Source organism: Pedobacter sp. KACC 23697, from assembly GCF_045348445.1.
Classification (GTDB): Bacteria; Bacteroidota; Bacteroidia; order Sphingobacteriales; family Sphingobacteriaceae; genus Pedobacter.
The window spans coordinates 5,083,399-5,106,920 of the sequence record NZ_CP157485.1; the positions used below are offsets into that span (position 1 = coordinate 5,083,399).

The window sequence follows — 23,522 nt, forward strand, 5'->3', positions numbered from 1 at the left end:
TCCCATCCGATGGCTATCGGATCAGGTTGGGAATGACGACCCATCTAATCACTTATTTCAAGCTACCCACCATGTCTTCAGGGCGTACCCACTCATCAAACTGCTCATGGGTTAATAAGCCTAACTCTACAGCAGCTGCTTTTAAAGTCTTGTTCTCTTTATGGGCTTTCTTCGCAATTTTAGCTGCATTTTCGTAACCCACATGCGGGTTCAAAGCTGTAACCAGCATCAATGAATTTTGCAGGTGTTTTTCGATCTCAGGTAAGTTCGCGGTTATTCCTTCAGCACACTTATCCGTAAAGGAAACGCATGCATCGCCTATTAAACGTGCTGATTGCAATACATTGGCCGCAATTAAAGGCTTAAATACGTTCAGTTCGAAGTGGCCGCTCATGCCACCCACTGAAACGGCAACATCATTACCGATTACCTGCGCACAAACCATGGTTAAAGCCTCTGGTTGTGTAGGATTCACTTTTCCTGGCATAATAGATGATCCCGGTTCGTTATCTGGAATTACGATTTCACCAATGCCACACCGTGGGCCGGAGCTTAACATTCTCACATCGTTGGCTACCTTCATTAAGGCAACTGCAGTACGCTTTAATGCACCGGAAAGTTCTACCATAGCATCGTGTGCAGCAAGTGCTTCAAATTTGTTTGGGGCCGTAACAAAAGGCAGACCGGTTAAATCAGCAATTTTTTTAGCTACCAAAACATCGTATCCTTTTGGCGTATTTAAGCCTGTGCCCACAGCAGTACCACCTAAAGCCAGTTCGGCAACCATAACCAAAGCATTTTTAATTGCCCGGATACTGTTATCAATCTGTTGTACATAACCGGAAAATTCCTGCCCTAAAGTAAGCGGGGTTGCATCCATAAAGTGCGTACGGCCGGTTTTAACAATCGTACTAAATTCTTCCACTTTTTGGGCTAATGTATTTCTTAGTTTTTCTAAACCTGGTATGGTATTTTCTACCGTAAGCTTATAGGCTGCAATGTGCATTGCCGTTGGATAAGTATCGTTTGATGATTGTGATTTATTCACATCATCATTAGGGTGGAGTACTTTTTTATCGTCAGCTAATGAACCACCATTAATAACATGGGCACGGTTTGCAATTACCTCGTTGCCATTCATGTTACTTTGTGTACCCGAACCTGTTTGCCAGATGACCAAAGGGAACTGATCATCCAATTGACCAGCAATAATTTCATCACAGGCTTTAGCAATCAAATCGGCTTTTTCTGCCGATAATACACCAAGCTCAGTATTGGCCAGTGCTGCTGCTTTTTTCAGGTATCCAAAAGCGTGGATAATTTCTTTTGGCATCGAACCTTCCGGACCGATTTTAAAGTTATTGCGTGAGCGTTCGGTTTGTGCACCCCAGTATTTGTCGGCAGGTACCTGCACCTCGCCCATGGTATCGTGTTCTATTCTGAAACTCATTATATTTTTGATTTTTCTTGTCGCAAATTTAGGTTTTTTGCCTTTTAATGCGTTGGATTTATGTAAGATATTTGGTAGATAAGAAAGAATATAGTTAAAAGTACTTGTTCTTTGTGCTTGTACGCAAACTTTTATCCGGGCCACCTACTTCTACCAATGGAATCATATTCATACCTTTACCGCAGATATGCAGGGATTAGTTATTAAATCTACAGGGAGCTGGTATAGTGTTCTGGCCGATAATGGCGAACGCTACGATTGCAGGATTATAGGCAAATTCAGGATTAAGGGACTTAAAACCACCAACCCGATTGCGGTTGGCGACAGGGTGAAATTTGACCTGGAACGAGATAGCAACCAGGGTCTGATCAATGAAATGCTGCCCCGTAAAAACTATATCATCCGCAAGTCAATCAACCTGAGCAAACAGGCGCAGATACTGGCCGCCAACCTGGATATGGCCATGCTGGTGGTTACACTGGCCTCACCACGTACTTCGTTGGGTTTTATCGACCGTTTTTTGGTTACTGCCGAAGCCTATGATGTTCCTGCGGTATTGGTGTTTAATAAACTCGATCTGTTTAGTAAAGAGGGTTTGGAAATTTTACAGGAATTTAAAGATATCTATGAAAATATCGGCTATGCCTGCTATGAAGTTTCCGCTTTAAAAGGCATTAATATTCCGGTCATTCAGGAATTGATTACCAATAAAATTACCTTAATATCGGGTCACTCAGGTGTGGGAAAATCAAGTCTGATCAATGCTTTAATGCCCGATCGCGATTTAAGAACAGGTGAAGTTTCAGACTGGAGCGATAAGGGGCAACATACCACTACATTTGCCGAAATGTTCGAACTGCCACAGGGCGGTTTTATTGTAGATTCGCCAGGTATCAGGGAACTGGGCGTAATCGACATTGAAAAAGAAGAATTGGGGCATTTTTTCAGAGAAATCTTTAAAACTTCTCACAATTGCCGCTTTAATAATTGCAGGCACATTAATGAACCGGGCTGTGCCGTTATCGAAGCTGTAAATGAAGGTGAAATTGCGGTTTCGAGATATGAAAGTTACCTGAGTATTTATCACGGAAACGATACGCGACATTAGTTGAGTGGGGAGTCGGAAGTCTGGGGTCCGAAGATATAATCTGATTAAATGCATGGGACTAAACCTTTGCCAAAAAAATAAAGAAAATGAAATTTAAACTGGGAGATTTTGTGCGTTTTGTTGATGAAAAACGTGAAGGTTATGTAACCAAAATTATTGATACGCAAACTTTAGGTGTTACGGATGAAGATGGTTTTGAGATACCTGTTGCGGTAAGTAATTTAACCTCCGTGCATGGTCATGGTGTGGTTGCTGAAGAATTAGATGCGCCTAAACCCATCCAGGTGAATATCCCAAGTGTTAACAAAATCGAAAATGGCATTTATTTAGCCGTTGCTACCGATGATAAAGCGGGTAATGTGGTGCATTTTCACTTTCAAAATCATTCTCCCAATATTTTACTGCTAAGCCTAACCACCGAGCGTAAAGAAAAATATGCAGGTGCTTTTCATGGGATAATTGAATCTTACGGCTCTATTTTAGTTTATTCTGCATCTTTGGCCGATCTTGACCTTTGGCCGGAATTTAATTTTCAGGTTTTGGTATTTAGCAAAGCTGATGTTAAACCTATTGATCCGTTGGTGATCCGTAAGAAGTTTAGGGCAAAAGATTTTAGTAACGAACAAAAGGAATTACCTCAATTGAGGAATAAAGGTTGGTTCATCCGTTTGGATGATCTCACTCCGGTATCCATCGATCCACAGAAATTAAAAGAAAGTTTTTTTAAATCTGCAGATGAGAAAAGAACAGTTGAGGCACCCCAAAAAGAAATCGATCTGCATATCGAAAAACTAAGAGATGATCATCATTTTTTAGAAGCCGATGAAATGTTGCAGATACAGATCAATCACTTTCAAAATGCGATGGATGCTGCGGTGGTACATCATTTTGATAAGATCGTTTTTATCCATGGTTCGGGTAACGGCACCTTAAGAGATAAAATCCATAAACTGATCAGTAAAAATCCACATGTAAAAACGTACATGGATGCGCGGAAAGAAAAGTTTGGCTATGGGGCTACAGAAGTGGTTTTCAAATAAAATATCATCCTGAGCCTTTCGAGAGATCATCAGTTAATTACCTTATTTAATCATTTGGGCGTTCCCTAATCCCGTGAAGAACGGGAAAAGGGTCGGGCTCATATCTTTACCTTTATAATAAAAATAATCAAAAGAGGGAGAAAAATTTGTGGTCGGGCTGTACACGGGATTAACCGATGTTGATGTAAAAGGATCACCCTCCCTTTTTTATTTCTTAAAGTTTGAACAGTACCTATTGACCATTTCACTGTATTTGGATCATCTATATCATGAGCAAAAACTAAGAGAGATTATTGATTATTTCTATCTAAATAATTAAAGGTATGCTGAATTTAAAGTACTCTATCGGAATTGATGTCTCAAAAAAAGATTTTCATTGCTGTTTGTCGGTCATAGACAGCAGCCAGAAAGTAACTGTAAAATCCAGCCGTAAATTATCCAACAACCCTATTGGTTTTAAAGATTTTTTATCCTGGATCAAGCAGCACCAGAAAGAAGAGCTGCCCCTGCGTATCGTAATGGAGGCCACTGGTGTGTACCATGAACAGCTTGCGTGGCTTCTGCATTCCAAAGGCCTGGTGTTAAGTATTTTATTACCAAATAAGGCTAAGAAGTACCTACAGGCAGATGGATCAAACTCTAAAAATGACAGTATAGATGCCAAAGGCCTTGCTAAAATTGGTGCAGAAAAGAACCTGGAGCCTTGGGTTCCCGGCAGTGAGAAACTGTATGAACTCAGGCACTATACGCGTCAGCATCAAAACTTAAGAGAGACCATCAATGTTATGGCTAACCAGCTTGAGGCACTGAAACATGCCCAGTTCCAAAGTAAAGAAGTTATAAAACAACTGAACAAAACGATAAAACTGCTTGAGCAACAAGTAGCAGAAATGGAGATGGCAATGGAAAAGCTTGTTAAAACAGACAAGGTCTTAAATCTTCATTACGAAAACATTACAGCAATAAAAGGGATTAACCTGCTATCTTTTTGCGTAATCGTAGCTGAAACCAATGGCTTTACACTGTTTAAAAATTCGGCATCCCTGGTAAAATATTCAGGTTACGATGTGATAGAAAACCAATCGGGCAAACACATCGGAAAAACAAAAATTTCAAAAAAGGGGAATTCCCGAATTAGAAGAATTCTGTTTATGCCAGCATTTTGCGCGGTAAGGGACGACCAGCCACAATTTAAAAGCCTTTATGAAAGAGTTTTTGAGCGGACTGGATTTAAAATGAAAGGCTATGTTGCCGAGCAAAAGAAACTGCTGGTAATGATGTACCATCTTTGGAAAAATGAGCAGAGATACAATCCCCAATTCAATTATTCAGAAAAAAATAATAGCTCCAGAAAAATCCAGAGCTACACATGATAAAATTCCAGAAGGAAGTTTTCACTAAAACAAAGGTAAAGTTATGGCACTGTTTCACAAATGGAAAGCATTTAAATTAATGCTTCTCAAAAGCTAAATTTTTATAAGCTTTTATTTGCTTTTTAAGACAGTACCTTTTCAGGGCTTCGCTTCGCTGCGGTACCGATGAAAAATCGGTACTGAACCCTTCCAATCCCTAACGCAAAAACCAGCGTCGAAAAAATGTTAGGGGAAGATGCTGCTATATTACAGACTTCAAAACAGGTTGTCATCCTTAGCCCTGTTGAAGGATTCAGCGATAATCTTCTAAAATCTGCGGGATAAATTTCACGGCATGGTTTGAAAAACCTAAAACCCAAACTCCAGCACCACTACAATCGCATTATTGCTCAAAGCTTCAAGTTCTACCTGCTCAATATTCCAAAGCGCAAGGCCATCTCTTGCGTGCATTAACCGACCTTCAATTTCAAAGGCGCCGTCTACAATAAAAGTATAAAACTGGTGGTTTGGACTTTGCATTTTATAAATCACCTCTTCTCTGCCAGCGAAGATCCCTGCACTTAACTTAAAGGGTAATTTTGGGTTAGCAATAACTTCGATCAGTTGGTTTTGTTGTTTTTCAAAATCGAAACTAAAAAGCATTTCACTGGCCCGCATTAAAAACATACCTGTTTTAATCCCAAACTGAATGTAGTTGACAATATCGTTCTGATAAGGATTACTGATTTCCAGCACCTCACCTTTTCCCATGTTTAATACCTGTACCTGTCCGGTTTCTACAGCAAATTCTTTTCCATTCGCAACAAGATCTATTCCGCCTGTAATGGGCATAAATATCTGGAGTGAATCCTCCTTACAAAGAAAAAAGGTGATTTTTCCACCCACAACAGATTCATCATTAGATAAAAATAAATCGCCAAAAGGTTCTTTATGTTCGTTATAATACTTCTCGAAATTAAAAGTACTGTATCTTCTCAATACCGATGTTTCCGTCAATCCGCGTTGATCGGCCAAATATATTTTTCCTGGTTTGGATTGCATCTTTTAATCAATGTTTTTTATGGAGTGTATACTTACAAAAGGCTGTAGCTGAAAAAGATTGGTGAAAATTTCATCTTCATCTGTTTCCTTAGATTGTGATACTAAAAGTAAATTATCAATCGTATCATGCCAAATCATTGGCTTTGAAAAGAAATTGATCGCCACCTTGTGTTTTTTATGGTCATGAATATCAGAATTGATGATTTCGAACTTAAAATTTTCAAAAGTCAAAAAACGCCGGCCTAAGTTATCCAGTATGTCGGGTATAATTCCGTTTAATTGCCTCAAATATCCGGTAATGGCTGCGCTGACCAAAAAATGCAGTTTATCGGCTTCCGGAACATTCACCAGCATTTCTGCAAAAGTGCTAAACTGTAGTTCCTGATTATAAAACTGAGCCTGCATTTTAAATTCTATAAAACTATCTTCATATATAAACTTATCCCATGGACTTGTGTTGTTGGCATCAATTATTTTCCGATAGCACAACGTAATTACTTTTCTCGACATGGCATAAAATTAAAAAAGACGCCAGAAATCCAGGCGCCTCTATTAAAATAAAACAATAAGATTATTAAGCTTTAACATTTACTTTAAAAGTGAGATCGAAACCTGTTGTCAAAGTTCCGGTAACCGTTGCGATTTCTATACCTGTTTTATCATCGCTAAAAACATTATCTGCATTATTATAGGTGTAGCCGGTCATGCCTTTAGCGTAACCGTTTACCAGTGCCACTGCGGTACCGCTACCTTCAGGAAAAGCAATTTGTGTTACACTTAATGAAGTTCCGGAGGCATTGTAAACATGTACATGTATATGTGTTGCGCGACCGCTATACCAGCCCGGAAAAATCGAAGTAAAGGTTACTAATCCATTCGCATCGGTGATTTGACGACCCCTTAAAAAATGAACTGACTGGTAATTGGTATTTTGCATACCTGAACCACCATATTCAGAATAATTTCCTTCCGCATCGCAATGCCAAATGTCTACAATGGCATTGGCCAAGCCTGCACAGTTATTATTTAAATTGCCGATTGTAATTTTTGCAGTTAGTTTATAGCCGGATCTTCCGTCTGTAATATCACTTCTTACATAAGATGCAGGAACTTTAGTCGGAAATGGTCCTTCGGTTTCAGTAGGTGCCACAATACAAGTTCCGTTTGTACTTGCTGTTGTTCCTGCAGTTCCCGAGCCTGATGAAGTTCCGTCTGTCACACTGTTTTTTTTACATGCTTCAATTATTGCAGGAGTAGAGATTGCTCCAATCATTAAACTCCTGATGAAATTTTTTCTTTCCATGCTACTGTGTTCTTGTTAGTTACCACTGCTAAACTCGAAAGATTCTATAAGCCTGGCAAATGTGTACCGATAAAGCGGGCTTTTGTATCGGTAAATCAAAATTTAGTTAAAAAGTGTTAAAGGGCTTAACCTTTTTTCCATTCATTTATCGTTTCCATATAACTTTCGCTAACGGGTAATATTTCTCCGGTAATCAACTCTATTTTACGGTTGTGTATGGCTTTGATTTTTTGTATAGCGACCACAAAACTCCGGTGTATGCGTTTGAAACGATCTGCAGGTAATTTCTCCGTTATTTTTTTTAATGGCATTAAGGTTAAAACCATTTTGCTCCCCTGCAGGTGGATTTTGATGTAATCTTCCAGGCTTTCGATAAATAAAATATCAGGCAAATTTATTTTAATAAGCTTGTATTCCGAATGTACAAATATGCTTTCTACAACGTCTATTTTCTGTTTTCCATTTTGATAATGATAAAATTCCTTAGCCTTATTTACCGCTTTTTTAAATCTTTGGTAATCTATGGGTTTAAGCAAATAATCAATGGCCTCAAGTTCAAAACCTTCAAAGGCAAAGGTTTTATAAGCCGTAGTAAAAATTAACATGGGTTTATCCTTTAGCGATTTAAATAAATCTATACCTGTAATGTCAGGCATGTTTATATCTAAAAAGAGAAGGTCTGTTTTATGTTTGTTTAAATATTCAGAGGCCGCGATGGCATCTTCAAATACAGCTCCGATTTCAAGATGATCAGAAGCCTCTATATAACTTTTAATCAGGGCAGCTGCTAAAGGCTCGTCATCAACAACTACACATTTTAAGGTTGGGACCATTATAATTGAATCGTTAAATTAACAGTAAATAGGTTCTGGCTATTATCAATAGTTAAAATGTGCCTGTTTTTATAGATATGATTTAAACGGCGCCTTGTATTTTCTAAACCTATCCCACTTCGTTCGGTATTGATCTTATCAGGATATAAAGTGTTTTGGCAAAATAAGGTTAACGAATTTTGTTTGCTGAAAATTCTGATGATTAATTTGTTGCTGTTATGGTTGCTGATGCCATATTTGAAAACATTTTCAGCAAAAGCCATTAATATGAGGGGAGCAATTTTTTTATGCTCAAAATCGCCCTCCTGTTCAAATACCAGGGTTGTTTTTTGGGTTAGCCTTAATTTTTGTAGGTCAATAAAGTCTGTAATACAATTCAGTTCCTTTTGTAAACTTACAAAATCATTTCCGGTCTCATCAGTGATGTATCGCATAATATTAGACAGTTTCATGATGGAAGGTGCTGTATTTTCATCTTTGATTGTGGCGAGCGTATAAATGTTATTTAACGTATTAAATAAAAAATGCGGATTTACCTGTGCTTTTAAAAAAGATAATTCAGCCTGTGCTTTTTCCGCTTCTGCGATAAGTGCCCTTTGAGTTGTCAGGCTTAATTGTTTATTTGTTTCTTTGGTGAAACTGATAATAATTGTCAGGAAAAAAAGAAAAACACTGGCTACGTCAACCTTCGGTCCTGCATCAACACCTCTTTCAGGGCCGGGAGAAAATCTTTTCCCACTAAGTTGCGGAATCTGGTGATGGTCCGGAGGCAGCGGAGGTCGGTCGAAACCCGCAGAATGTTCAATAAATTCTTGGTTTTGAAAAATGAATTTATCAAAGGGCCTTAACCATATGATTCCGGCTAGAATGATGAGCAGTCCTGACAGGTATAAAATGTGCCGAGATTTGCCATATAATTTTGGAAACAGATATAGGCTATGTATAAAGTAAATCGAAATAAAAATCAGGCAAAAAAGGATATATTGAACTAAGCCTGGTCCCGTAATGATGTATTTAATGTTATGATCTGCGATGATAAGAAGTGGCAGACTTAACAAAAATATAGCAGCAATGATTTGAATAATTATTCTAAAATTTACTTTCTTAAGCATAAACAAATTAACATAAATCTGCAAAATTTATAGATAGGGTATCGGTAATTTACGCTTTTGTATGGATGATTCCATTATTCATGATTTTGAAGAAAATTATTTTGTGCGGGAAGGCGAAAAATTGAGGTATGCTTTTTGAAAGGCAGTAATTTCTTTTTATAAAAGATTAAAACTAGCTTTGCCGCAATTAATGAAACACCTCGTTACCATATCACTTGTATTTTTTAGCTTAACACATTTGGCAAAAGCCGAACGTGTTGAGGGGCTAAAGATATTGAATGAGTACTGCAGCGAGCATAATATTAGCGTTAATGCAGGTGGCAAGAGCGCTGTTCAGCTCAATGAAGACCGTAATCCTTATTTATTATCATACACCACATTAGCCTTAATCGGAACCCAGGCTCCGATAAAAGTGGCTAAATATGTGAGTGCAGATCAGGTGATTGCTGATTTAACCATCAGAAAAAAACCAAAGAACAATAGTCCCTAGTTCTCTTTCTCTTTAAAAAAAATCTTTTAAGATTTAAGCCCCTTTACACCAACAACTGCCAAACTGACTTAGTGCTGACAATGGCTTGGTTGTTGTAACACACCCATTTTTAATAATACATACGATTTAAAATATAATGTTAGGATTTTTAGCGAAGATTTTCGGAAGTAAATCAGAAAGAGATATAAAGGCTATACAGCCATTAGTGGTTAAAATTAACGAACACTACGGTAAACTATCTGCTTTAAGCAACGATGAGTTACGTGGTAAAACCATAGAATTTAAAGAAAGAATTTCTGCTTTTTTAACCGATATTGATGAGAAAATTTCAGCACTAAAAGCTGAAGCAGAAAGTGAAGAATTAGATCTTCACCAAAAAACAGCCATTTACGATCAGGTTGATGCCCTAGGTAAAGACCGCGATACCGAATTGGAAAAAGTACTTTTGGAAATCCTTCCGGAAGCTTTTGCTGTAATTAAAGAAACTTCACGCCGTTTAAGCGAAAACGATTATTTAGAGGTTACCGCAACCCAGTTTGATAGAGATTATGCTGCAAGAAAAAACAATGTTAAAATTGTTGGCGATAAAGCACAATGGGCTAATAAATGGGATGCTGCCGGAACAGAGGTAGCCTGGAACATGGTACATTATGATGTACAGTTGATTGGTGGTATTGTATTACATAGTGGTAAAATTGCCGAAATGGCTACCGGCGAGGGTAAAACCCTGGTAAGTACATTGCCGGCCTATTTAAATGCATTGGCCGGACAAGGTGTACATATTGTAACGGTGAATGATTACCTGGCCCGTCGTGATAGTGAGTGGAACGGTCCGTTATTCGAATTCCACGGTTTAAGTGTTGATTGTATTGATAAACATGAGCCAAACTCTGAAGAAAGACGAAAAGCTTATGCCGCAGATATTACTTACGGAACCAATAACGAGTTCGGGTTCGATTACCTGCGTGACAATATGTCGCAAACACCAGATCAATTGGTACAGCGCAAATTGCATTTTGCCATGGTGGATGAGGTCGATTCGGTTTTGATTGATGATGCCCGTACCCCTTTAATTATTTCTGGTCCGATTCCACGTGGCGATGAACACGAGTTTTATGAATTGAAACCACGCATTGAGCGTTTGGTTAATGCACAGAAAGCTTATGTAACGCAGGCATTAAACGAGGCTAAAAAATTAATCAATGCAGGCAACAGCGGAACCGAAGAAGGTGAAGGTGGTTTAGCCTTATTGCGTGCATATCGTGGTTTGCCAAAAAATAAAGCTTTAATTAAGTTTTTAAGTGAAACCGGTATTCGTGGTTTGTTGTTAAAAACTGAAAACCACTATATGGCAGATCAATCTAAGAATATGCCAAAGGTAGATTCTGAATTGTATTTCTATATTGATGAAAAGAATAACCAGGTTGAATTAACTGAAAAAGGTATCGAACTGATTACCCAATCGGGTGAAGATCCTCATTTCTTTGTATTGCCAGATGTGGGTACTGAAATTGCAGAGCTTGAAAAATCTGACCTTCCTTTAGAAGAAAAGGTTGTGCAGAAAGATGCTTTAATGCGCGATTATTCGGTAAAAGCAGAACGCATCCACTCGGTTAACCAGTTGTTAAAAGCTTATACCTTGTTCGAAATTGATGTAGAGTACATTATCGACGAAGGAAAAATTAAAATTGTTGATGAGCAAACAGGTCGTATTATGGATGGCCGCCGTTACTCTGATGGTTTACACCAGGCAATTGAGGCTAAAGAAAATGTAAAGGTTGAAGATGCTACCCAAACGTATGCAACCGTAACCTTACAGAACTATTTCCGTATGTACCACAAACTTTGCGGTATGACGGGTACTGCAACAACAGAAGCCGGCGAGTTTTGGTCGATCTATAAGCTGGATGTGGTAGAAATTCCGACCAACAGAAATATTTCGAGGATTGATGAACAGGATTACGTTTACCGTACCGTTCGTGAAAAATATAATGCCGTTGCTTCAGAAATACAATACCTGGTTTTCCCATATTCTCATTACGAAACCGAATATGAAACAGATAAAGAAGGTAATTTAAAGCAGAAAGACGGCAAGCCTGTTGTTAAATTCGACCAAACAGGCAGACCAGTTCCTAAATTGGATGCTAAAGGTGCGTTAATCCCTGCAGTTAACCCTCAAACAGGACAATTGGAGCCAAAAGCTGGTCGTCCGGTACTGGTGGGTACCACTTCTGTTGAGATTTCTGAGTTATTAAGCCGTATGCTTAAACTCCGCGGAATCAAACATAATGTATTAAATGCGAAAATGCACCAGAAAGAGGCCGATATCGTTGCCGAAGCTGGTCAGGCCGGAACGGTAACCATTGCAACCAACATGGCTGGTCGTGGTACCGATATTAAACTGGGTGCGGGCGTTAAAGAAGCTGGCGGTTTAGCCATTGTAGGTACCGAACGTCACGAATCCCGTCGTGTAGACAGGCAGCTACGTGGTCGTGCAGGTCGTCAGGGTGATCCGGGTTCATCACAGTTCTTCGTTTCATTGGAAGATAACTTAATGCGTTTATTTGGTTCAGAACGTATTTCTGGTATCATGGTGCGCATGGGTATCGAAGATGGTGAGGTGATCCAACACTCTATGATCACTAAATCTATTGAGCGTGCACAGAAAAAGGTAGAAGAAAACAACTTTGGTATCCGTAAACGTTTATTGGAGTACGATGATGTGATGAACTCACAACGTACCGTTATTTATGCTAAACGTAAAAATGCTTTATTTGGCGAACGTTTGGATGTGGATATGAACAATATGGTTTTCGATGTTGCTGAAGACATTGTAAGCGAATATAAACAAGAAGCAAATTACGATGGATTTAAACTGGAAGTAATCAAAAACTTCTCTTTAGATACGGAGATTACCGAAAAAGAATTCTCTTCAACCAGTATTCCTCAGTTAACTGAGAAGTTATTTGAAGAAGCAGAGGCATTTTATGCACGTAAATCAGATGCCATTATTCAGCAATCGTTACCGGTATTAACCCAGGTTTACGAAGAGCGCGGAGACCATATCGAACAGATTGTGGTTCCGTTTACAGATGGCATCCGCGGTATCCAGGTAGCTGTTGATTTAAAGAAAGCTATTGATAATAAAGGAAAAGAGGTGGTTCGTTCATTCGAAAAAACCATTGTTCTTGCTTTAATTGATGATAGCTGGAAAGAGCATTTACGCGAAATGGACGATTTGAAGCAATCGGTACAAAATGCGGTTTACGAGCAAAAAGATCCATTGGTAATTTATAAAATGGAAGCTTTCAACTTATTTAAAAACATGCTTAATGCAGTGAATAAAGAAGTTGTGAGTTTCTTATATAAAGGCGGTATCCCGGTACAGCAGGAACCAGATCAGGTAAGAGAAGCACCAGCTCCGGTTAAGCAGCCAAAGCTGCAAACCACCAAACAGGAGTTTGGCAGAGAAGAGCCAGGAATTGAGTTTGGCGATACACGTGAAGCTGTTCCACAGCAGCCAATCCGCAAAGAAGCAACTGTTGGTAGAAACGAACCTTGCCCATGCGGTAGTGGTAAAAAGTACAAAAACTGCCACGGCGCGAATTTATAATTAAGATATACAGTGCTTTACAAAGCCTCAACATTTGTTGAGGCTTTTTTTTTTAACTAAATTTTTAATTCTCAAATTAACAGTTATATTTATGAACAGTCAATTTGAAATTGGTAGGCAATTTCTTACTGACGAATAAACTTAAAAATGGAGTCCAGAAACCATAAAAAACGGGGCGTAACCGAAAAGCCATAAGAGTAGGAATTACACACAAACACACACAAATGAAAAGAATTTTTAACCTTGCCGCTGTTTCAGCGACATTGCTGCTATCAAGCTGCGCCACTATTTTTACAGGTACAAAACAAACCGTTCAAATCAATTCCAATCCTCCGGCTGCTACTATCGAAGTAGATGGCATTAAAGCAGGTGTTACACCAATGGCTGTACCCTTAAAAAAGGGTTTTACAGGACAAATCGTTAGTTTAAAGCTGGATGGTTATGAAACTAAAACATTTCAACCCCAATCCACATTTAATGCTGTGTCTGTAGTAAATCTATTATTTTTTCCTGGTTTTATTGTTGATGTGGCTACAGGCGCGATGATGAAATATGATCCTAAAGTTTACGAATTTACATTAGAACTTAAGAAAACGAATTAACTTAATCTGCTTAATGGAAATAATTCAAAAAGCCAGGTCCATAAGGAATCTGGCTTTTTTATTACTGCCACTACATAAATTGGTCGTCATTTCGACTGAAGCTGCAGATTTTTCTTCGGCAGCGGAATGGAGAAATCTTTTTCAAAAAACTGATTTTCGGCCGCACTATAGAAATTTTTGAATTAAACTTAGCTGATTACCTATTTTAAAAGATTTCTCTACTTCGCTGCGCTCGAAACGACGAGTTAAATTTCCCAAATAATAAGCATTTGCTTAACCCGTAAAGAATGCCGATTTTTGCAACGATTTCGGCATTCTTGTTGTTAAGAAGTATGAGACAATACATCCGCTCATCAAATGCCAATTATTTTGCCCATGAAAACAACATTAACTTTTATATCCTGCCTGCTTCTTACCATAACTGCTTTTGCACAGAAGGGCGAAGTAACCGTTATAAAAGACCCTTTAATTGATAGTTTAATTGCCAAACGGCTTGAGGTTTACAAAACGTCGGGTGAGGTAAAACCGGGCAAACCGATCGTTTCATCCTATGGTTACCGCGTGCAGATCTTTTACGGTTCAGACCGCCGTGAGGTTTTTAACCAGCAGGCACGTTTTAAAGGAATGTATCCTCAGTTAAATACTTACCTTACTTATAAAGAACCCAACTATTATGTTCGGGTGGGCGACTTTAGAAGCCGCCTGGAGGCTCAGCGCCTGATTAACGAACTTCGACCAACCTTTCCCACACTTTTTATTTTTAGGGAAAAGATAAATGCACCAACTTTAGATACCACAACAACCAATGATCAAAAATAAAGTACAGGAATTGGCCGCTCACATTTTTAATGATGTAGTAGCTTATCGTCAACATATTCATGCCAATCCAGAGTTATCTTTTAAAGAATTCGAGACTTCATTATTCATTAAGGATAAATTAAAAAAATGGGGAATTGAATATACCGACTGTGCCAATACAGGTGTAGTGGGTTTAATTAAAGGTAACCTGCCATCTGATAAAGTTATTGCCTTACGTGCCGATATGGATGCATTACCGATCCACGAGGCAAACGATAAACCCTACCGTTCTAAAAACCATGGAGTAATGCATGCCTGCGGACATGATGTGCATACTTCTTCACTTTTAGGAACAGCTTATATCCTGAATCAAATGAAAGATGATTTCGGCGGAACCATTAAACTGATTTTTCAGCCTGCTGAAGAACTTCTGCCAGGTGGGGCAAGCATTATGATTAAAGAGGGGGTACTCGAAAATCCAAAACCGCATCATATTGTTGGCCAGCATGTAATGCCATTAATTGATGCCGGTAAAGTAGGTTTCCGTTCGGGTATTTATATGGCTTCAACAGACGAACTTTATGTTACCGTAACCGGAAAAGGTGGTCATGGTGCACAGCCACATCAAAATATTGATCCTGTTGTAATCGCTTCACATATTATTATCGCATTGCAGCAGATCGTGAGTCGCAATGCAGATCCACGCATTCCATCGGTTCTGTCTTTTGGTAAAGTAACGGCCAATGGCGCAACCAATATTATTCCCAATGAGGTCAAAATTGAAGGTACATTCAGAACCTTAGATGAAAACTGGAGAGACGAAGCGCACAAACGCATGAAAAAAATGGCCGAAGGGATTGCCGAAAGCATGGGCGGAAGCTGCGATTTCGATATCCACAGGGGTTACCCATTTTTAATCAATGAAGAAAAACTAACCGCAAATGCAAGAGCCTTTGCAGAAGAGTTTTTGGGTAAAGAAAATGTGGTTGATTTAGATATCTGGATGGCTGCTGAAGATTTTTCTTTCTACTCACAGGTAACAGATGCCTGTTTTTATCGTTTAGGTACCGGGAACGCAACTAAAGACACGCAATACTCGGTACATACGCCAAGATTTGATGTGGATGAAGATGCCTTGAAAATATCAACCGGATTAATGGCTTATATTGCTTTAAAACAATTAGGGAATTAATGATGGATGATGGAGGAGGTAAGATGGATGACGGAATTAAAATTACTATCATTAATCTTATCATAACGCATTCCCCATCTTCCTTCTTCCATTTTACCTTTTACATTTATCCATGAAAAAAATATTGCTTTTTTTAGTGTTAATACCGCTGTTTCACAAAGGTTTAGCGCAAGAAATCAACCGCTTTAATCCAGATACGATTAAAACGATTGTACTCGATTCGGCTGTAAATATTAAGGCCGAAAAGTTGAATGTAGAAACCTTTATCAGAAAGGTGATGTACGATACCTCCTTTTATCAGTCGTTCAGGGATATGAAACGTTATACTTTCATTGCCGAAAACAGGATTTACAGTTACGATAAAAAGAATAAGGTAGATGGAAAAATTTACCGTAAAATCCGCCATAATAATAGTGGTCCTTATAAAATGGAATACCTGGTAAAGCAGGATACCGGAAAAATTTACAAAAGGAACGGGAAATACCAGCTTTATACCGTAGAAATGTTTGATTACATTTTCATGAACGCTTACAATACTGATTTTGTTCCCAATGCACCCAAACCTGACGGGAAAGGGGGAACAAACGAAAGTTATAAGGATAAGCTTAAAACGTTAATCTTTAATCCTGGCCGACCAGTTAAAGTACCTTTTATCGGTAGTAAAACTGAAATATTTTCGGCCAATATGAGGCAGTATTATGATTATGGCTTCACCAGCGGGACTTACCTGGATTCTATCCCGGTGTATCGTTTTAAGGTTTCCGTAAAGCCTGATTTAAGTAGCTGGACAAAAGACGGCATTATGATCAAAGAACTGGTGACCATTTTTGATAAGCGGAATTTTAATATTCTTGGGCGTTATGTGGATATGAAATACAGCAATATGCTGTTTGATTTTGATGTGCAGATGAATATAGAGATGGGTTATTTCGGAGAGGATAAATTACCAACCAAAATTACTTACCAGGGTAACTGGGACTATCCTTTCAAAAAAGAAGAAAGAGCAAGTTTTTTAATCGTACATAAAGATTATAAACTTGAAAAGGGTAAATAGGGATTCGGTTATCGCCTAAAAGATTTATTATCTTTAAACGATTATTTAAAACCACCAATATGCAACTCTTATTTTCCTTAAAATTCAAAACATCCATTGCTTTATCGCTGTTTTTGAGCATCCAGTTGCATGCACAAGTACTCACTTCAAAACAGATCGATAGTGTGGTCGAAAAAACACTAAGCACCTTCAATGTTCCCGGTATTGCGGTTTCTGTAATTAAGGATGGCAAAGTTATCCATTTAAAAGGTTACGGGGTAAGTTCCATCAAAACCAATAAAAAGGTTGATGAAAATACTCTTTTCGGCGTCGCATCAAATACAAAAGCTTTCACCGCGGCCGCTTTAGGTATGCTGGTTGATGAAAAGAAAATTACCTGGGATACAAAAGTGACGGATGTAATTCCTGAATTTAAAATGTACGATGCCTATGTAACCAGCGAATTTACGATTCGCGATCTGCTTACGCATCGCAGTGGCTTGGGTTTAGGTGCAGGTGATTTAATGATCTGGCCTGATTCATCAACTGTAGATAAAAAGCAGCTCATTCACAATTTACGGTACTTAAAACCGGTTTCCTCTTTCCGTACTAAATACGATTACGATAACCTGATGTATATTGTTGCCGGTGAAGTGGTAGCTAGGGTTTCAGGAACCACTTACGAAGATTTTATCGAAGGAAGAATCATTAAGCCATTAGGCATGACAAAAACTGCTGCTTCGTGGTACCGTTTAAAAGATAAATCAAATGTTATTGATGGTCATGCACCTTACGAAGGTAAACTGCTTCCCGTAGGTTTAAGCTTTGGCGAAATTGCAAATGCAGCAGGAGGTATTTACTCAAACGTTACCGATATGAGTAAATGGGTAATGGCGATGATCAACGGTGGTAAATATGGCGAAACCCTGGATAAAAAGTTATTCAGTCCTGCTGTGGCAAGAGAACTCTGGACCCCGCAAACCATTATTGCAGGGGGTAATCCGGCAGCTTTTAGCAGTTATGGTTTAGGATGGTTTTTGAGCAACGTTAATGGTAATTTCCAGGCGACACATACCGGTGGTTTATCCGGTATTGTAACGCAGGTGACCATTCTTCCTGAACTGAAACTCGGTATCATTGTGTTAACCAATCAGCAGTCTGGTGCCGCTTTTAATGCCATTACCAATTCGATAAAAGACGGTTACCTTGGCATTAAAGGACAGGATAGAATTAAAACCTATAATGATAACAGGCTTCGGAATGAAAAACAGGCCGATGAGATGGTAACCAAAGTTTGGAATGATATTGCAGCTCAACAAAAATTATCAACTGCAAAACCCGATAGTAAAAACTACTACGGCACTTTCCATGATTCATGGTTTGGTGAAGTCACCATTAGTGAAGTAAAAGGTAAAATGCATTTTCAGGCTAAAAATTCGCCAAAACTCAAAGGCGATATGACCTACTACAAAGGAAATACCTTTATTGTAAAATGGTACGACAGAAGTTTAGACGCTGATGCCTTTGTTAATTTCAGTTTAGATAACAATGCCCTGGCTGATGGTTTTAAGATAGAAGCCATTTCTCTATTAACCGATTTCAGCTTCGATTTCCAGGACCTTGATTTTAAAAAGACCGATAAAAAATAACCTAACCAATTATACACAATGAAAACAGTAATAAAAACGAGTATTTTACTAAGCTTTTGCTTAATTGCATTAATCTCAATGACATTTAAACCAAAACGGATTATCTTTTTCGGCGATTCGATTACCCAACAGGGTGTTTCTAAAAACGGCTACGTAACCCTGATTAAAAAATCACTTGATTCTACAAAATACGACATCATTGGTGCGGGTATAGGCGGCAATAAGGTTTATGATCTTTATCTACGTTTAGAAGATGATGTGTTGAATAAGAAACCAGATTTGGTGGTTATTTATGTAGGTATTAACGATGTTTGGCATAAACAATCTTCTCATACCGGAACCGATTATGATAAATATTTAAAGTTCTATCAGGCTTTGATTAATAAAATTCAGGGTGTGGGCAGCAAAGTGGTATTGGTTACCCCTTCAGTTGTTGGCGAGAAAAAAGATGGTACCAATGAGTTAGATGCCGATTTAAATAAATATGCGGAAGGTATCAGAACATTGGCTGCTAAAAATAATCTTCCGGTATGTGATTTAAGAAAGATTTTTGCCGAATACGAAGCAAAAAATAATCCGGAAGATAAAGAAAAAGGCATTTTAACCGTTGATAGGGTACACCTAAGCGAAACCGGCAATAAATTGGTAGCCGATCAGTTATTGCCTCTGGTGAAATAAAATATATTCGTCATTGCGAACCGAAGAAAGGGAAAGTGTGTTGGAGTGAAGCAATCTTTCCTGTTTAGCGGTAAATTTAAAATGTAATATGGAAAGAGGCGGAACAATCTACATCATTACTAATTTTACCCATACCACTTTATATACTGGAGTTACTTCAGATATTATGTTTAGGGTAAAAGAACATAAAGACAAGGAGTATCCCAAATCTTTTTCTGCTAAATACAATACAGATAAATTGGTTTATTTTTGTTCTTATGATTCAATTGAGGAAGCAATTGCAGAAGAAAAGAGAATTAAAGGTGGAAGTCGGAAAAAAAAGATAAAGTTAATAGAATCCATGAATCCTGAATGGGAGGATTTATGGGAGTTAGTAAAGGAATGGTGAAGGTCATTGCGATTAAAAATATCGTCATTGCGAACTGAAGAAGAGGAATGTGCGATGGAGTGAAGCAATCTTTCCTGAAGGTAAAACAGTTTAAAATAAAAATAGCAAAAAAGATTGCTTCGTCGTGCCTCCTCGCAATGACGACAATATAAGTATGATAAACCGCGAAACAATAGATAAGATAATGGATACCGCCCGTATTGAGGAGGTAGTTGGGGATTTTGTGCACTTAAAAAAACGCGGAACCAGTTTAATTGGTAATTGTCCTTTCCATGGTGAAAAAACGCCTTCCTTTCACGTATCCGTAACCAAAGGAATTTATAAATGTTTTGGCTGCGGTAAAGGAGGCGATTCGGTACGCTTTATTATGGATCATGAAAAATATTCATATCCTGAAGCACTTAAATTTTTAGCCAATAAATACAACATAGAAGTAGAGGAAGCTGAACTTTCGCCTGAAGCTGCCGAAGCCCAGAGTGCCAAAGAAAGCCTGTACATCGTATCGCAGTATGCTGCTGCATTTTTCGTAAAACAGCTTTGGGAAACAGATGAGGGCAGGGGAATAGGCCTGAGCTATTTTAAAGAGCGTGGTTTCAGAGAAGATATCTTAAAAAAATTCGAGGTTGGTTATTCTCCCGATGTTTGGGATGCGATGACGCAAAGCGCAACCCATGCAGGTCATAAATTAGCGTTTCTGGAAGCCACTGGTTTATCCATCAAAAATGATAACGGGAAAATTTACGACCGTTTCCGCGGGCGTGTGATGTTTCCTATCCACAACTTTACCGGTAGGATTATTGGTTTTGGTGGGAGAACCCTAAAAACAGATAAAAATGTACCTAAATATGTAAATTCTCCTGAAAGCGAAATATACCACAAATCGAACGTACTTTATGGTTTGTTCCACGCCAAAAAAGCCATCCGCGATTTAGATAACTGTTATCTGGCCGAAGGTTATGCCGATGTACTTTCCGTTCATCAGGCCGGTATAGAAAACGTGGTAGCCTCTTCCGGTACATCTTTAACGGTAGAGCAGATTAAACTGATCGGGCGTTTTACCCAAAATATTACCATTCTTTTTGATGGCGATGCTGCAGGTATTAAAGCTTCACTCCGTGGTTTGGATATGATTTTGGAAGAAGGTCTGAACGTGAAGATTGTTTCTTTCCCTGATGGGCATGACCCGGATTCGTATATGCATCATGTGGGTGGCGGCGCATTTAAAACCTACCTGGAGCAGAATAGAAAAGATTTTATTCTTTATAAAGCAAATGTGCTGCTTAAGGATGCCGGTAACGATCCCATCAAACGTGCTGGTATTATCCGGGATATTGTAGAAAGCATTGCTAAAATTCCCGATCCGATTAAAGCTTCGGTTTTTATCCGCGAGTGCAGCAGCCTGCTCGAAATAGAAGAAAACATTTTACTGAGCGAACTCAATAAAATGCGCTCGGCAAAGCTTAAGAAAAGCTTTGATAATAACCAACGGGCAACTCCTTCCTCAAGTCCCAAACCATATGCTTCAGGCGCACCTGAGCCGCTTGGTCCACCAGATGATTTATGGGATGATAGTGCAGGGCCAATGGGTTACGAACAACCTATAAAGGAAGATGAGCATCAGGAAAAAGAAATTGTGCGCTTATTACTGGCTTACGGACACGAATTTGTTAACTGGGATAAAATTGATGATATGTATATTGGTTCATTTATGATGCAGCATTTGAGCGATGTAGAATTTGAAGATCCACTTTGCAAAAGAATTATTGATTATTATAGATCTGAAATTGACAATGGCAGATTACCGACTTCCAACCACTTTGTTAAGCATGAGGACAGGGACATTGCTGATCTTGCGATTACACTTTCTACCTCCGAATACGCTTTAAGTGAAAATTGGTTGAATAAACACCTTATCTATGTTAAGGATGAGTCGATGAATTTAAAAGCAACCATTTTGGGCGGTATTTTTCACCTTAAAAAACGTAAAGTTGAAAAAATATTGATGAACCTGTTAAAAGAGATAAAGGAGGAAAAGAATGAGGAGAACCAAATCATTTTGATGCAACGCTATGGGGTGATTAAAGGTGTAGAACGTGAAATTTCAAAGTTCCTGGGTTCGGTTATTGTTAAGTAAATTAGAAATAACTGAAGTCCTGTAGAGATTTCGTCATCTCGACTGAAGCATAGCGAAATGGAGAGATCTATTTAAACAGATTTTGCTTCGCAGAGCCTTCAGGTTCTCGACAGCGTTGCACTACGCTAGAAATGACGATTTTTCAATCATGACGATTGTCCTTGATAAAGAGACTATAAAATTCATTCCTTCAAAACTCACTCATTCAATAATTGTTAGATATGGCGCTTCACAATGAATTAGGCAGAACGGGTGAACGGATTGCGAAACAATATCTGGAAGATCAAGGATATGAGATTTTAGATGAAAACTGGACACATGGTAAGGCTGAGGTAGATTTAATCGTGTATAAAAATGGTATTATGGTTTTTGTTGAAGTTAAGTCCCGTAGCTCTATCGCTTTTGGCGAACCAGAAGAATTTGTGCAAAAATCAAAACAAATTCAAATGGAATTGGCAGCTAATGCCTATATTGAAATCATGAATCATCAAAATGATATCCGATTTGATATTATTGCGATTACCTTTACAAAAAATAAAAATTATCATTTAAAACACATAGAAGATGCATTTTGGCCTGAAGATTAACTATATTAAAAACTTTGCATTTATTGGAATTGCACTTGTACTTTTAAACTCTTGTAAGGAGAGTGCCACTACAACTTACCGCAGCTTTGTTTCTCCATTAACTGGTGTTAACGTGCCATCTGGAAATGAATTTGATGTAAAAGTGCAGTTCGGAACCGAGCAAAAAGTAGATTCTGTGGTTTATTTGATCGATACCATCAAAGTTGCTTCGAAAACCGATACTTTAGCACTTAAACTTAAAACAGCAGGTCTAAAACTAGGTAATCACCTGTTAACTGCAAAAGTATTTGGTGAAGGAAAATCAGAAGATTTAACTTCAAATATAAATGTATTGGCAGCTCAGGCACCTGCAGAATATACTTATAAGGTCATAAAAACCCTGCCTCATGATACCGCTTCATATGTAGAGGGCTTAGAATATCATGACGGCTTCTTTTACGAAAGTGCGGGCGATTATGGCCACTCGAGCTTGCGTAAGGTAGACCCTGCTACAGGAAAAATTCTTCAGCAAACAGATTTGGATAAGCAGTATTTTGGCGAAGGTATGACCGTAATCGGAAATAAGATTATTCAGTTAACATATCGCGAAAAAGTAGGTTTTGTTTATGATAAAGCCACTTTTAAGAAATTATCGGAGTTTTCTTATACCACAGGAAGAGAAGGCTGGGGTTTGGCTTTTGATGGAGAGAAAGTGTTGAATACCGATGGTTCAAACACGATCTTTTTTCTGAATAAGGATACTTATCAAAAAATTGGCTCAATCGATGTTTTTGATAATAAGGGTCCGATCCAAAATCTGAATGAACTTGAAGTGATTGATGGTAAAATTTATGCAAACGTATATACCACGAATGAGATCATGATCATTAACCCGCAAACGGGAGCTGTTGAAAGTAAGATCGATTTATCAGGGCTGTTGCCAGCCGATTATTTTAAAACTGATGATGAAAAAAATAATAATGTATTAAACGGGATTGCTTACGATAAGGTGGGTAAAAGACTTTTTGTAGCAGGTAAAAAATGGCCACACATCTTTCAGATCGAGTTGGTGAAGAGATAAATTAAAAGTTATTATCTTCTCTTTAGGTATGTCATGGT

At 38.4% G+C, this 23,522-nt stretch carries 21 protein-coding genes; 15 read left to right on the top strand and 6 right to left on the bottom strand.

Annotated features, from left to right (window positions below):
• Positions 1 to 52: 52 nt before the first annotated feature.
• Positions 53 to 1,450, bottom strand: a complete 1,398-nt coding sequence (fumC, locus tag ABEG20_RS20810) for a class II fumarate hydratase (protein WP_406825130.1) — start codon at positions 1,448 to 1,450, stop codon at positions 53 to 55.
• Positions 1,451 to 1,637: 187 nt separating this feature from the next.
• On the opposite strand from fumC, the gene rsgA reads away from it, so the two are divergent.
• The 3 genes from rsgA (at position 1,638) to ABEG20_RS20825 (ending at position 4,971) form a co-directional block, all read left to right on the top strand.
• Complete coding sequence (gene rsgA / locus ABEG20_RS20815; RefSeq protein WP_406825131.1) at positions 1,638 to 2,558, top strand: ribosome small subunit-dependent GTPase A; 921 nt, start codon at positions 1,638 to 1,640, stop codon at positions 2,556 to 2,558.
• Between the two features lie 86 nt (positions 2,559 to 2,644).
• Entirely contained in the window at positions 2,645 to 3,598 is a 954-nt protein-coding gene (locus tag ABEG20_RS20820) for a Smr/MutS family protein (protein WP_406825132.1), read from the top strand.
• A 323-nt stretch (positions 3,599 to 3,921) separates the two neighbouring features.
• Complete coding sequence (locus ABEG20_RS20825; RefSeq protein WP_406825133.1) at positions 3,922 to 4,971, top strand: IS110 family transposase; 1,050 nt, start codon at positions 3,922 to 3,924, stop codon at positions 4,969 to 4,971.
• 348 nt (positions 4,972 to 5,319) lie between these two features.
• Here the strand turns inward: ABEG20_RS20825 and ABEG20_RS20830 are convergent, their stop codons facing one another.
• The 5 genes from ABEG20_RS20830 to ABEG20_RS20850 all read right to left on the bottom strand — a co-directional run bounded on the left by ABEG20_RS20830 (position 5,320) and on the right by ABEG20_RS20850 (position 9,260).
• Positions 5,320 to 6,012: a hypothetical protein gene (locus ABEG20_RS20830; RefSeq protein ID WP_406825134.1), complete on the bottom strand. Its 693-nt coding sequence runs from the start codon at positions 6,010 to 6,012 to the stop codon at positions 5,320 to 5,322.
• Between the two features lie 3 nt (positions 6,013 to 6,015).
• The gene (locus ABEG20_RS20835; RefSeq protein ID WP_406825135.1) at positions 6,016 to 6,522 is read right to left on the bottom strand and encodes a hypothetical protein; all 507 of its coding nucleotides are present in this window, start codon (positions 6,520 to 6,522) and stop codon (positions 6,016 to 6,018) included.
• 64 nt (positions 6,523 to 6,586) lie between these two features.
• The gene (locus ABEG20_RS20840) at positions 6,587 to 7,315 is read right to left on the bottom strand and encodes an intradiol ring-cleavage dioxygenase (RefSeq protein ID WP_406825136.1); all 729 of its coding nucleotides are present in this window, start codon (positions 7,313 to 7,315) and stop codon (positions 6,587 to 6,589) included.
• A gap of 125 nt (positions 7,316 to 7,440) precedes the next feature.
• Positions 7,441 to 8,148 carry a LytR/AlgR family response regulator transcription factor gene (locus ABEG20_RS20845; RefSeq protein ID WP_406825137.1) on the bottom strand — a complete coding sequence of 236 codons (708 nt, stop codon included), beginning with the start codon at positions 8,146 to 8,148 and terminating at the stop codon, positions 7,441 to 7,443.
• Complete coding sequence (locus tag ABEG20_RS20850) at positions 8,148 to 9,260, bottom strand: sensor histidine kinase (protein ID WP_406825138.1); 1,113 nt, start codon at positions 9,258 to 9,260, stop codon at positions 8,148 to 8,150. Before ABEG20_RS20850 ends, ABEG20_RS20845 begins: the two co-directional genes overlap by 1 nt.
• Before the next feature lie 190 nt (positions 9,261 to 9,450).
• Here ABEG20_RS20850 and ABEG20_RS20855 point away from each other — a divergent pair, with 190 nt between their 5' ends.
• The 12 genes from ABEG20_RS20855 (at position 9,451) to ABEG20_RS20910 (ending at position 23,484) form a co-directional block, all read left to right on the top strand.
• Entirely contained in the window at positions 9,451 to 9,750 is a 300-nt protein-coding gene (locus ABEG20_RS20855; RefSeq protein ID WP_406825139.1) for a hypothetical protein, read from the top strand.
• A gap of 136 nt (positions 9,751 to 9,886) precedes the next feature.
• Positions 9,887 to 13,363 (top strand): preprotein translocase subunit SecA, encoded by a 3,477-nt coding sequence (locus tag ABEG20_RS20860; protein WP_406825140.1) that lies wholly within the window; start codon positions 9,887 to 9,889, stop codon positions 13,361 to 13,363.
• Between the two features lie 224 nt (positions 13,364 to 13,587).
• Entirely contained in the window at positions 13,588 to 13,965 is a 378-nt protein-coding gene (locus tag ABEG20_RS20865) for a PEGA domain-containing protein (protein WP_406825141.1), read from the top strand.
• A 375-nt stretch (positions 13,966 to 14,340) separates the two neighbouring features.
• Positions 14,341 to 14,784: an SPOR domain-containing protein gene (locus tag ABEG20_RS20870; RefSeq protein ID WP_265853060.1), complete on the top strand. Its 444-nt coding sequence runs from the start codon at positions 14,341 to 14,343 to the stop codon at positions 14,782 to 14,784.
• Positions 14,771 to 15,955 carry a M20 family metallopeptidase gene (locus tag ABEG20_RS20875; protein WP_406825142.1) on the top strand — a complete coding sequence of 395 codons (1,185 nt, stop codon included), beginning with the start codon at positions 14,771 to 14,773 and terminating at the stop codon, positions 15,953 to 15,955. Before ABEG20_RS20870 ends, ABEG20_RS20875 begins: the two co-directional genes overlap by 14 nt.
• Before the next feature lie 112 nt (positions 15,956 to 16,067).
• Positions 16,068 to 17,009, top strand: coding sequence for a hypothetical protein (locus tag ABEG20_RS20880; protein ID WP_406825143.1), 942 nt, complete (start codon positions 16,068 to 16,070; stop codon positions 17,007 to 17,009).
• 59 nt (positions 17,010 to 17,068) lie between these two features.
• Positions 17,069 to 18,637 carry a serine hydrolase gene (locus tag ABEG20_RS20885; RefSeq protein ID WP_406825144.1) on the top strand — a complete coding sequence of 523 codons (1,569 nt, stop codon included), beginning with the start codon at positions 17,069 to 17,071 and terminating at the stop codon, positions 18,635 to 18,637.
• Positions 18,638 to 18,715: 78 nt separating this feature from the next.
• Positions 18,716 to 19,315 carry an SGNH/GDSL hydrolase family protein gene (locus tag ABEG20_RS20890; protein ID WP_406825145.1) on the top strand — a complete coding sequence of 200 codons (600 nt, stop codon included), beginning with the start codon at positions 18,716 to 18,718 and terminating at the stop codon, positions 19,313 to 19,315.
• A gap of 88 nt (positions 19,316 to 19,403) precedes the next feature.
• Positions 19,404 to 19,703, top strand: a complete 300-nt coding sequence (locus ABEG20_RS20895; RefSeq protein ID WP_406825146.1) for a GIY-YIG nuclease family protein — start codon at positions 19,404 to 19,406, stop codon at positions 19,701 to 19,703.
• 154 nt (positions 19,704 to 19,857) lie between these two features.
• Positions 19,858 to 21,837: a DNA primase gene (gene dnaG, locus ABEG20_RS20900; protein WP_406825147.1), complete on the top strand. Its 1,980-nt coding sequence runs from the start codon at positions 19,858 to 19,860 to the stop codon at positions 21,835 to 21,837.
• Between the two features lie 221 nt (positions 21,838 to 22,058).
• Positions 22,059 to 22,424, top strand: a complete 366-nt coding sequence (locus ABEG20_RS20905) for a YraN family protein (RefSeq protein WP_406825148.1) — start codon at positions 22,059 to 22,061, stop codon at positions 22,422 to 22,424.
• Positions 22,402 to 23,484, top strand: coding sequence for a glutaminyl-peptide cyclotransferase (locus ABEG20_RS20910; protein WP_406825149.1), 1,083 nt, complete (start codon positions 22,402 to 22,404; stop codon positions 23,482 to 23,484). Before ABEG20_RS20905 ends, ABEG20_RS20910 begins: the two co-directional genes overlap by 23 nt.
• The last annotated feature ends 38 nt before the right edge of the window (positions 23,485 to 23,522 follow it).

Excerpts from the sequence above, each read along its gene's own strand:
- fumC (WP_406825130.1), bottom strand. The coding sequence starts at position 1,450 with ATGAGTTTCAGAATAGAACACGATACCATGGGCGAGGTGCAGGTACCT.
- rsgA (WP_406825131.1), top strand. The coding sequence starts at position 1,638 with ATGCAGGGATTAGTTATTAAATCTACAGGGAGCTGGTATAGTGTTCTG.
- ABEG20_RS20820 (WP_406825132.1), top strand. The coding sequence starts at position 2,645 with ATGAAATTTAAACTGGGAGATTTTGTGCGTTTTGTTGATGAAAAACGT.
- ABEG20_RS20825 (WP_406825133.1), top strand. The coding sequence starts at position 3,922 with ATGCTGAATTTAAAGTACTCTATCGGAATTGATGTCTCAAAAAAAGAT.
- ABEG20_RS20830 (WP_406825134.1), bottom strand. The coding sequence starts at position 6,012 with ATGCAATCCAAACCAGGAAAAATATATTTGGCCGATCAACGCGGATTG.
- ABEG20_RS20835 (WP_406825135.1), bottom strand. The coding sequence starts at position 6,522 with ATGTCGAGAAAAGTAATTACGTTGTGCTATCGGAAAATAATTGATGCC.
- ABEG20_RS20840 (WP_406825136.1), bottom strand. The coding sequence starts at position 7,315 with ATGGAAAGAAAAAATTTCATCAGGAGTTTAATGATTGGAGCAATCTCT.
- ABEG20_RS20845 (WP_406825137.1), bottom strand. The coding sequence starts at position 8,148 with ATGGTCCCAACCTTAAAATGTGTAGTTGTTGATGACGAGCCTTTAGCA.
- ABEG20_RS20850 (WP_406825138.1), bottom strand. The coding sequence starts at position 9,260 with ATGCTTAAGAAAGTAAATTTTAGAATAATTATTCAAATCATTGCTGCT.
- ABEG20_RS20855 (WP_406825139.1), top strand. The coding sequence starts at position 9,451 with ATGAAACACCTCGTTACCATATCACTTGTATTTTTTAGCTTAACACAT.
- ABEG20_RS20860 (WP_406825140.1), top strand. The coding sequence starts at position 9,887 with ATGTTAGGATTTTTAGCGAAGATTTTCGGAAGTAAATCAGAAAGAGAT.
- ABEG20_RS20865 (WP_406825141.1), top strand. The coding sequence starts at position 13,588 with ATGAAAAGAATTTTTAACCTTGCCGCTGTTTCAGCGACATTGCTGCTA.
- ABEG20_RS20870 (WP_265853060.1), top strand. The coding sequence starts at position 14,341 with ATGAAAACAACATTAACTTTTATATCCTGCCTGCTTCTTACCATAACT.
- ABEG20_RS20875 (WP_406825142.1), top strand. The coding sequence starts at position 14,771 with ATGATCAAAAATAAAGTACAGGAATTGGCCGCTCACATTTTTAATGAT.
- ABEG20_RS20880 (WP_406825143.1), top strand. The coding sequence starts at position 16,068 with ATGAAAAAAATATTGCTTTTTTTAGTGTTAATACCGCTGTTTCACAAA.
- ABEG20_RS20885 (WP_406825144.1), top strand. The coding sequence starts at position 17,069 with ATGCAACTCTTATTTTCCTTAAAATTCAAAACATCCATTGCTTTATCG.
- ABEG20_RS20890 (WP_406825145.1), top strand. The coding sequence starts at position 18,716 with ATGACATTTAAACCAAAACGGATTATCTTTTTCGGCGATTCGATTACC.
- ABEG20_RS20895 (WP_406825146.1), top strand. The coding sequence starts at position 19,404 with ATGGAAAGAGGCGGAACAATCTACATCATTACTAATTTTACCCATACC.
- dnaG (WP_406825147.1), top strand. The coding sequence starts at position 19,858 with ATGATAAACCGCGAAACAATAGATAAGATAATGGATACCGCCCGTATT.
- ABEG20_RS20905 (WP_406825148.1), top strand. The coding sequence starts at position 22,059 with ATGGCGCTTCACAATGAATTAGGCAGAACGGGTGAACGGATTGCGAAA.
- ABEG20_RS20910 (WP_406825149.1), top strand. The coding sequence starts at position 22,402 with ATGCATTTTGGCCTGAAGATTAACTATATTAAAAACTTTGCATTTATT.